General features: G+C 59.7%; 4 protein-coding genes. 2 read left to right on the plus strand and 2 right to left on the minus strand.

Features of this window, described 5'->3' with window-relative positions; translation table 11 throughout:
• The first annotated feature begins 256 nt into the window (after window positions 1–256).
• Complete coding sequence (locus tag PQR53_RS36205; RefSeq protein WP_408465004.1) at window positions 257–1,426, plus strand: porin; 1,170 nt, start codon at window positions 257–259, stop codon at window positions 1,424–1,426.
• A 232-nt stretch (window positions 1,427–1,658) separates the two neighbouring features.
• Here the strand turns inward: PQR53_RS36205 and PQR53_RS36210 are convergent, their stop codons facing one another.
• The gene (locus tag PQR53_RS36210; RefSeq protein ID WP_408465006.1) at window positions 1,659–3,332 is read right to left on the minus strand and encodes a long-chain fatty acid--CoA ligase; all 1,674 of its coding nucleotides are present in this window, start codon (window positions 3,330–3,332) and stop codon (window positions 1,659–1,661) included.
• A 147-nt stretch (window positions 3,333–3,479) separates the two neighbouring features.
• Entirely contained in the window at window positions 3,480–5,558 is a 2,079-nt protein-coding gene (locus tag PQR53_RS36215) for a molybdopterin-containing oxidoreductase family protein (protein WP_408465008.1), read from the minus strand.
• Window positions 5,559–5,733: 175 nt separating this feature from the next.
• Here PQR53_RS36215 and PQR53_RS36220 point away from each other — a divergent pair, with 175 nt between their 5' ends.
• Window positions 5,734–6,930, plus strand: coding sequence for a M20 aminoacylase family protein (locus tag PQR53_RS36220; RefSeq protein WP_408465010.1), 1,197 nt, complete (start codon window positions 5,734–5,736; stop codon window positions 6,928–6,930).
• Window positions 6,931–7,217 lie beyond the last annotated feature (287 nt).

Raw genomic sequence — 7,217 nt, forward strand, 5'->3', positions numbered from 1 at the left:
ACGCGACAAGGCTTTGCAGGGCAAAACCGGGTTCGCGAAGACCCTTGGTTCAAACGCTTCCGACGGCCAATTTCTGATTTTAGACCATGTTGCGTAAACGAAACAGGAGCCTTCCTGGCCATCTCCTTTTTCTTTGTGGCATGTATGCCTTTTGTTACATTACGTGCAACTTCTCGCGAAGTTGGACAAGCAAGGCCTCAACGCAACATAAATATTCGCCTTGTACAAAAGATTCGTAATTCTTGGAGATCATTCGATGAAAAAGTCGCTTCTCGCTCTCGCAGCACTGGGCGCATTCGCAGGCGTCGCACATGCTCAGAGCAGCGTGACCCTGTACGGTATTATTGACGAAGGCTTCAACATCAACACCAACTCAGGTGGCAAGCACCTGTACAACCTGTCCAGCGGCGTTCTGCAAGGTTCGCGTTGGGGCCTGCGCGGCACGGAAGATCTGGGCGGCGGTCTGAAGGCAATCTTCGTGTTGGAAAACGGCTTTGACGTGAACAACGGCAAGCTGGGTCAAGGCGGTCTGATGTTCGGCCGTCAAGCTTACGTCGGTCTGTCGAGCCAGTTCGGCACGGTCACGCTGGGTCGTCAATACGACTCCGTCGTCGACTACGTCGGTCCGCTGGAAGCCGGTGACCAGTGGGGTGGCTACATCGCCGCTCACCCGGGCGACATCGACAACTTCAACAACGCGTACCGCACCAACAACACCGTCAAGTACACGAGCGCAAACTACGGCGGCCTGACGTTCGGCGGCACGTACAGCTTCGGCGGCATTGCTGGCAACGTCACGTCGAACCAGATCTGGTCGTTGGGCGCTGGCTACAACAACGGTCCCCTCGTCTTGGGCGTGGGCTACTTGAACGCACGCACCCCGGCAGCATCGGGTGGCCTGTTCAACAACGGCGGCACGGCTACAGCACCGGCTGCTGCTGTGACGTCGCCGGTCTACGCTGGCTTCACGTCGGCTAATACGTACCAGGTGATCGGTGCTGGCGGTGCGTACACGTTCGGCGCGGCAACGGTTGGCCTGACGTACTCGAACATCCGCTTCGGCAACCTGGGCGCTTCGTTCGCTTCGCCGTTCAAGGGCCAATCGGCTACGTTCAACAACGCCGAACTCAACTTCAAGTATCAGTTGACCCCGGCATTGCTGGTCGGCGCAGCGTATGACTACACGCGCGGCGCGGAAATCAACGGCGGTTCGCGTGCTCAGTACCACCAAGGCGCAGTTGGCGTGGACTACTTCCTGTCCAAGCGTACCGACGTGTACGTGACGGGCGTGTATCAACACGCTTTGGGCGACACGATCAACGCAGCAGGCGCTACGGTTGACGCAACGGCCGGCATCAACGGCCTGACGGGCTCGTCGAACCAGAACCAGTTCACGGCTCGCGTCGGCATTCGCCACAAGTTCTAATAAGTCGTAATAAAGCAGCATGCCTCAAAGGCGCCTTCGGGCGCCTTTTTTTATGGCCGCGTGCCGCGCAGGTTACCTGGTTTAGGTGGAAGCGACGGCTCAATGAGAAAGGCCCGGCGGATGAAAATCTGCCGGGCCTTTCTCGCTTTTTCGCGCAATGCGTGACTTCGTGTCAGCGCTGTTCAGGTCAATGGGCCTGATGGGCCTGATGCGCGCGAAGCGCCTGGTACGCTTACGCCCGGCCGTCGCGCAACTCGCGCCGCAGAATCTTGCCGACATTGCTCTTGGGCAATTCAGTGCGGAATTCGACGATCTTCGGCCGCTTGTAGCCGGTCAGTTGCTGTTTGCAATACGCGAAGATGTCCGCATCGGTAAGCGCCTGATCTTTCTTCACAACGAACAGCTTGACCGCTTCACCCGAATGCTGATCCGGCACGCCGACCGCGGCGACTTCAAACACGCCCGGCAGCCTGGCGACGACGTCCTCGATTTCGTTCGGATAGACGTTGAAGCCAGAGACCAGAATCATGTCCTTCTTCCGGTCGACGATCTTGACGAAACCACCTTCATTCATCAAGCCGACATCGCCCGATTTGAAGAAGCCATCCGGCGTCATGACCTTGGCCGTTTCGTCCGGGCGGTTCCAGTAGCCGGCCATTACCTGCGGACCGCGGATGCAGATTTCCCCCGGCTGACCGAGCGGCACTTCGTTGCCTTCGTCGTCGCGAATCGAAATTTCCGTCGACGGCAGCGGCAGACCGATCGTGCCACTATATTCGGTGACAGTAACCGGATTGCAGGTGACGCACGGCGAAGTCTCCGAAAGACCGTAGCCCTCGATGATCGGCGTATGCGTATGCTCGAACCAGCGCTTGGCGACGGCTTCCTGCACGGCCATACCGCCGCCATTTGCCGCGATCAGCTTCGAAAAATCGAGTTTGTGGAAGTCCGGGCTGTTCAGCATCGCGTTGTACAGCGTGTTGACGGCGGGAATCGTCGTGATCGGATAGCCTTCCAGCGCCTTGATCATGCCGGGTATGTCGCGCGGATTCGGAATCAGCACACCGAGTCCACCGGTACGGATCGTTAGCAGCCCGCACACCGTCAGCGCGAAGACGTGATAAAGCGGCAACGCCACAACCGTGACGAACTGATCGATGTCCTTGCGGTTGGCGCGAACCGGATCGAGCCAGATTTCCGACTGCAGCACATTGGCGATCAGATTCCGATGCAACAGCGTCGCGCCCTTGGCCACGCCGGTCGTACCGCCCGTGTACTGCAGAAACGCGACGTCGTCCGGACCTTGCTGGACCGGTTTGAAACTCTGGCGGGCACCCTCGGCAATCGCGGTATTGAATTTGACGTGCCCCGGCAAGCTCCACGCGGGCACCATCTTCTTCACACGCCGCACGACGAAATTCACCAACATGCCCTTCGCGCCCATCAAATCGCCCATTGCGGCGACGACAACGTGCTTGACCGACGTGTTGCGCACGATCGCCTGCAGCGTGACAGCGAAGTTCTCGAGCAGAATGATCGCTTCCGCGCCGCTGTCCTTGAGCTGATGCTCGAGCTCCCGCGGGGTGTAGAGCGGGTTCACGTTCACGACCACATAACCCGCGCGCAAGATCGCCGCGATCGCCACGGGATATTGCAGCACGTTCGGCATCATGATCGCGATGCGCGCGCCGCGAGCAAGGCCCTTGGACTGAAACCATGCGGCGAGCTTGTGCGAGAGCGTGTCCAGTTCGCCGTAGCTGATCTCTTGGCCCATGCAGACGAACGCCGGTTTGGCGCGGTGGTCGCGGAAGGCTTCTTCGAGTAGTTCAGCGACGGACGAGTAGCGGGTCGGGTCGATTTCTGCGGGAACGCCGGGCGGATAAGATTTCAGCCAGATTTTGTCCATGCAGCGTCTCCTTCTTTATTTTCGAATGGTCGTGCTAAAAACGCATCGTAGCATGAGCATCCCTATGCTATTCGCGAAAAGCGGCCGGGTTAGACTGCAGCCTCGAACCCGTTGCGGGCCGTCGCTGCAAGATTTTTGACCGTGTTTTCAGGCACGTTCGACTTCGACAAGGCAGTCGTAGAACGTGGCCGATCCGCCCAGATCCGTGAGCGCCTGGCTGGTGACCTGATTGGCGTTGCGGCCGTCTGGCGCGAGCTTCTTCCACCAGATCGACAGGCCGACGACGAGCCCTTTACGTGCCTTGTCGGTGACACGGGCGCGCGCTTGCATCGAGCCGCGATCATTGAATATGCGCACCTGATCACCGTCGGCGATGTTTCGCTGCTGCGCGTCGATCGGGTGGATGTCGAGATGCGGCTCCCCTTCCGTCGAGCGGAGACTTTCGATGTTCACGAAGGTGCTGTTCAGGAAGTTGCGGGCCGGCGGCGAAATCATCGCAAGCGGATAACGGACGGCAAGCTCGGGTGCTCCGTCCGCGGATTCGTAAGGCGGCAGATAGTCTGGCAGCGGATCGAGACCTTGTTGGGCGAGACGCTCGCTGAAAAACTCGCACTTACCGGACGGCGTGCGAAAGCCACCCTCGGCGAACGGCGCGTCAGGCAGCTTTAGCTCCGCCCAGCCGGTTTTCTTTAGCGAGTCCCAGCTTACGCCTTCGAGCGTTTTGTCATTCCAGTGGAAGGCTCCCTGAGCGATAGCGTCGTCGCTCTCGTAGAGCGCTGGCTCCTGCAGGCCCATGTGGCGCGCGAGGCCACGAAAGATCTCCGTGTTCGGGCGCGCGTCGCCGACCGGCGCGATCGCCGGCAAGTTGACCATCACGTGCGTGTGCCCGTATGACTTGTGCACGTCGAGGTGCTCGAGTTGTGTCGTGGCCGGTAGAAGCAAATCGGCGTAGTCGGCGGTATCGGTCTGAAAATGTTCAAGCACGATCGTGAACAGGTCATCGCGTGCAAAACCTGCCGCGACCCGTTCCGAGTCTGGCGCGACCGCCACCGGATTGGAGTTATAGACGATGATCGCTTCGACTTTTGGACCGAACGTGGCGTCGCCCGGGTGCAGCAGCGCGTCGCCAATCGCATTCATATTAATGACGCGCGAAGCCTTGGCGGGCCAACCGGGCATCAGATCCGGCCGCTGCAACGCGTGCGAATCCACTGGCGCCCATCCGCCCGAGGATAGCAAGACCCCGCCCGCCCGCTCGCGCCATGCGCCTGTCAGCGAAGGTAAGCAGGCGATTGCGCGTACGGCGTTACCACCGCCACGCACCCGCTGCAGTCCGTAATTCATCCGAATCGCGGCTTTCTTCGTACTGCCGTAAAGGCGCGCAACGTCGACAATCCCCTGCTCGTCGATACCGCAAATTTGAGCGGCGCGTGACGGCGGATAACTGAGCGCGCGCGCCTTGAGTTGCTCGAAGCCTAACGTATGGGTCGCGATGTACGCGTGATCGAGCCGATTTTCCGTAATCAGCACGTTGATCATGCCGAGCGCTAAAGCACTGTCGGTTCCGGGTTTAAGTGCAATGTGCTGGTGGCACTTTTCCGCCGTCAGAGATCGGTATGGATCGATCGCGATCAGCCGTGCGCCGCGACGCTTGGCTTCCTGAGCGCGTGTCCAGAAATGCAGGTTCGACGCGATGGGATTCGAACCCCAGATCAGGATGACTTCGCTCTCGGCAAAAAACTCGGTGCGCATGCCAATGCTGGCGCCGTAGGTGTACTTCAACCCCGCCGCACCCGCGGCTGCACAAATCGTGCGGTCCAACTGCGATGCTCCGAGTTTGTGAAAGAACCGCTGCGCAATGCTGTCGCCCTGAACCAGGCCCATTGTGCCGGCGTAGCTGTACGGCATGATGGCTTCTGGCGCCCGGCTCGCGATGTCTGACAGACGCACTGAGGCGATTTCGAACGCCTCCTCCCAGCTGATCGGCTCAAAGCGGCCTTCGCCTTTGCGGCCGACGCGCTTCATCGGTGTCGTCAATCGATGCGGATGATGAACCCGATCAGCGTAGCGGCTGACTTTGGTACACAGCGCGCCTTGAGTCGGCGGATGATCGGGATCGCCCACGACCTTGATCGCCCGTCCGCTTTCGATAGTCACGCGCATCGCACAGGTATCAGGGCAATCGTGCGGGCACACCGCGCGGGCGAATTCAGTGGGAGCATTCATCGGCGATTCGTCCGGAAGAACGGTAAGCGGTGGCGATCCTGAATTTTATTACGTCCGCGGCCCCTCTGACCTGCATGGTGCCGCCAAAAATGCCTTCGGCGTAGAATCAGTTATCAACGTGCCCGGGCGACATGGCCTCGAGCGATTCCACGCAACGCAAAGCACAGCGCCCATCATGAAACTGATCCCAGAAATCCAGGCCGCCCATGGCGAAATTCAGACCCTCCGACGAACGATTCATGCCCACCCTGAGTTGCGTTACGAAGAGACCGCGACAGCGGATCTGGTTGCCAGGACACTTGAGTCCTGGGGCATCGAAACGCATCGTGGATTGGGCAAAACAGGCGTAGTGGGCGTACTGAAACGCGGCAACGGATCGCGTTCGATCGGGCTACGCGCCGACATGGACGCGCTGCCGATTCAGGAGCTAAACAGCTTCGATCATCGCTCGCAGAACGACGGCAAAATGCACGCGTGTGGCCATGATGGGCATACCGCGATGCTGCTCGGCGCAGCGCGGCATCTGGTCAAGCACGGCGAATTTGACGGCACGATCGTGTTCATCTTTCAACCGGCGGAAGAAGGGGGCGCCGGCGCCCAGGCCATGATCGACGACGGTCTGTTCACAAAGTTTCCGGTCGATGCGGTTTTCGGCGTTCACAATTGGCCCGGCATGCCGGCAGGCCATTTCGGCGTGACCGAAGGCCCGATCATGGCGTCTAGCAACGAATTTCGCATTGAAATTAGAGGCGTGGGTTCGCACGCGGCGCTGCCGCACAACGGTCGCGACCCGGTGTTCACAGCGGTTCAGATTGCGAACGGGCTGCAGAGCATCATCACGCGAAACAAGAAGCCGCTCGATACCGCAGTACTGTCGATCACGCAGATTCACGCTGGCGACGCCGTCAATGTCGTCCCGAACGATGCGTGGATCGCTGGCACCGTGCGCACTTTTACCACCGAAGCGCTCGATCTGATCGAAGCCCGCATGCGCAAGATCGCCCAGAGCACGGCAGAGGCTTACGATTGTTCGGTCGATATCCGCTTCCATCGCAACTATCCACCAACCGTCAATAGTAATGAAGAGGCCCGCTTCGCGGCGGCGGTTATGAAGGAAATTGTCGGCGCGGAAAATGTCGACGACGCAGTCGAACCGACGATGGGCGCCGAGGATTTTTCGTTCATGCTGCTCGCGAAGCCAGGCTGTTACGCATTTCTCGGTAATGGCGACGGCGGGCACCGGGAATCAGGACATGGTGCCGGGCCTTGCATGCTGCATAACGCGAGCTATGACTTCAACGACGAACTATTGTCGATCGGCTCGACGTATTGGGTTCGGCTGGCACAACGGTTTCTGGCACAAGAAAATTAAGATGGTTTGGGTGGACTGAAATCGGATGTGCTTGATGCGCTTATCCAGACTGACGATTAGACGAGCGCACCCCTCCAGATCGTGAAGAAGTGACGCCTGAGGAAGGAGCGTACTGGAGCGGATCGCGCGACAACGATGTTTCCGGATCTGGCCATTGTGACGGACAGACAGGGGGACTGGCGGACAGTTGCGTGGGATGCGGTCCCGGTCGGGGCGTGAGCGTGAGCGTGCCATCGTCGCGGTGATGACGGCGCGGGGCGAAGCCGCGGTCTGCACCCGTTTGCGGG

This window comes from Paraburkholderia fungorum (assembly GCF_046027605.1).
GTDB lineage: Bacteria > Pseudomonadota > Gammaproteobacteria > Burkholderiales > Burkholderiaceae > Paraburkholderia > Paraburkholderia fungorum_F.